Source organism: Sphingobacterium phlebotomi, assembly GCF_008180195.1.
GTDB lineage: Bacteria > Bacteroidota > Bacteroidia > Sphingobacteriales > Sphingobacteriaceae > Sphingobacterium > Sphingobacterium phlebotomi.
Genome location: NZ_VTAV01000038.1, coordinates 1 through 2273, shown reverse-complemented (window position 1 = coordinate 2273; position 2273 = coordinate 1). Strand labels below are relative to the sequence as shown.

Below are 2273 nucleotides of genomic sequence, written 5' to 3'. Positions count from 1 at the left end.
GTATCCGCCCTATGAACTACATATTTGATTTGTCGCTAATTTGTTTATAGTTCTGCGGATAAAGATCTTTTAGATTCTTATGGTTGATGGAGGATATGTTGAGCAAAGTATGCTTTAGCCATTTGAACGGGTTGACCTCATGCTTCTTGCAGATAGCGAAGAAAGAATAGATCATTGCCGATCGCTGTGCGGCTTCATGACTGCCGGCGAAGAGATAGTTTTTGCGTCCGAGCGCTACTGGGCGAATGGCATTCTCGATCAGGTTATTGTCGATCTGTAGATTCCCATCGTACAGGTAAGCAGATAAAGCATCCCAGCGTGCATAGGCATAGGCCATAGCTTTGCCGATCTGGCTTTTGGGCAAGGTGTTTTTTATCTCTTTAAAGATCCATTTGCCCATTTCGTTGATGACCGGTAGCGATTCTTTCAGGCGCAGTTCTTTTATCCGGTCAGCTGGAAGTTGCTCTTTTTTTGCCCTGCGTTCTGTTTTATAGAGCTCCTGTATCATCATCAGCGCCTTTTCGGCCCTTGGGTGATCGTTCTGCAATGCTTTTTCAAACTCACGGCGTGCGTGTGCCCAGCATGCCAGATGGGTGATGTCTTTCTTTTTGCCATATTTATCATATGCCGCATATCCATCCGTCTGGAGGTAACCCTTAAAGTTATCCAGCATGGATTTTGGTACATGCCCTGCGCGGGATGGATTGTAATCAAAAAGAACGGTCTTGTCCAGAGGCGAATGGTACACCCAATAGTATCCCTGATGGGCAGCGCCTTTTTTATCACTGTCCAGTACTTTTATCGGTGTCTCGTCTACCTGTAAATATCCTTTTGTTTTGGTGTCGAAGATCAATTGTTCATAAAGCGGCTCAAGTTTGATCAGGGATTCTTTTGTCCAGCCCTCGATGGTCGAGGAGGCGATCTGTATGTTTTCCCTGGCGAAGATCTGCTTCTGTCGGTACAGCGGGAGGTGGTCCTGATATTTTCCGGTCAGTATCATCGCCAATAAGCCTGCTCCGGGGATGCCTCTGTCGATGACACGTTCGGGAAGTTCGCCGATACGTACGCCATCTCCATTTTTAGGCGTGTATTTATAGCGGATGAAGCGTTTGATATAGAACTTTGCAGGCTCGCACTCCAGTTCCTCGGTGATCTCTTTTCCGATGCACACCATTTCCGACAGATCACCTTCGGGATAGATCTCGATCTCCTGTACGGGAAGGTGCTGGGGGAGTTTTGCGCGCCCTTTATGATTGGGGCGTTTGCGTGTATACTCGATCTTTTGTCTGGTTTCTTTCCGTTGCTGCTCTACTGCTATAGGCTCTGCCTCAAACGGGAGTGTGGTCTGGTTGGGATCGCCTTCAAAGCGTTCGCGCTTCTGGCCGAACTGCATACGCCTGTACATGGCAAGCTGTGACTTTAGGTAATCTATCTCTTCATCCTTTTTTGAAGTCTCTTGGGATAGTGTCGTTATCTGTTCATCACGACTGGAAACAAGCTTTAAAAGCTCCTCTTTTGACAGGTTTTCCAGCGCTATTTCCATACCATAAAGATAAGGTTTTATCTGCGTTCCTGCAATCAAAAAAGCTGTTTTTGCGGCAATGAATAACGTTTTTTCTGTATGCTTTTTACAACCTGGACGCCCTCGATGAGCAATACCAGATCGCTCCATGACAGCTCACCTTTTTTAAGTGCAGATATACCAAAGGTACCCTGCTCCAGACGCTTGTAGTACAGCACAAAGCCCCCGTGTTCCCAGTGCAGAAGTTTGATATGGGTACGGCTACGGTTCAAAAACACAAATACCTCACCGCTGGTCGGCTGGCGCTGCATCACCGAAATGACAAGACCGCACAGCCCGTCAAAACTCTTGCGCATGTCGCAGTGTCCATCATATAAATAAAAACGGTGAGAAGACCCCAATGAAAACATATCAGTAAAGGCGGATCAGCTGGGAAAGTAAACCAAGATCGGTATCTACTTTGATCCGCACCCCATTGGGGTAGATAACCTCAACAGCACTGTTCCTGCCAGCCTTGTCGATCGCTATAAAGCTTCCGCTGGCAGTATCGTTTTCTTTGCTGCGCGAAAACCAATAATAAAATGTAGCCTCATTGATGCCATTTTCCTCGCAGTAGCGTTTCTTGCTCAGGCCGCTCTGCTGCCAGTCTGCTATCATTGCTAACATCTGAACTCTTTTTTCTTCTTTGCTCATCCAGCAAAGCTAGAAACAACATCAGATTATTCATAGACGTGGCTCATAGGACGGATAC

General features: G+C 46.7%; 3 protein-coding genes. All 3 read right to left on the bottom strand.

The features are described from left to right. Positions 1-16 precede the first annotated feature (16 nt). The 3 genes from tnpC to tnpA are packed head-to-tail and all read right to left on the bottom strand — an operon-like array spanning position 17 to position 2215. The gene (tnpC, locus tag FXV77_RS21825) at positions 17-1543 is read right to left on the bottom strand and encodes an IS66 family transposase (RefSeq protein WP_148921366.1); all 1527 of its coding nucleotides are present in this window, start codon (positions 1541-1543) and stop codon (positions 17-19) included. Positions 1544-1578: 35 nt separating this feature from the next. Beyond that, entirely contained in the window at positions 1579-1932 is a 354-nt protein-coding gene (gene tnpB, locus FXV77_RS21820; RefSeq protein WP_148921365.1) for an IS66 family insertion sequence element accessory protein TnpB, read from the bottom strand. A 1-nt stretch (position 1933) separates the two neighbouring features. Next, positions 1934-2215, bottom strand: a complete 282-nt coding sequence (gene tnpA, locus FXV77_RS21815) for an IS66 family insertion sequence element accessory protein TnpA (RefSeq protein ID WP_148921364.1) — start codon at positions 2213-2215, stop codon at positions 1934-1936. Between the last annotated feature and the right edge of the window lie 58 nt (positions 2216-2273).

Bases quoted from the DNA above. Each gene is read 5' to 3' on its own strand.
- tnpC (WP_148921366.1), bottom strand. From the start codon at position 1,543: ATGGAAATAGCGCTGGAAAACCTGTCAAAAGAGGAGCTTTTAAAGCTT.
- tnpB (WP_148921365.1), bottom strand. From the start codon at position 1,932: ATGTTTTCATTGGGGTCTTCTCACCGTTTTTATTTATATGATGGACAC.
- tnpA (WP_148921364.1), bottom strand. From the start codon at position 2,215: ATGAGCAAAGAAGAAAAAAGAGTTCAGATGTTAGCAATGATAGCAGAC.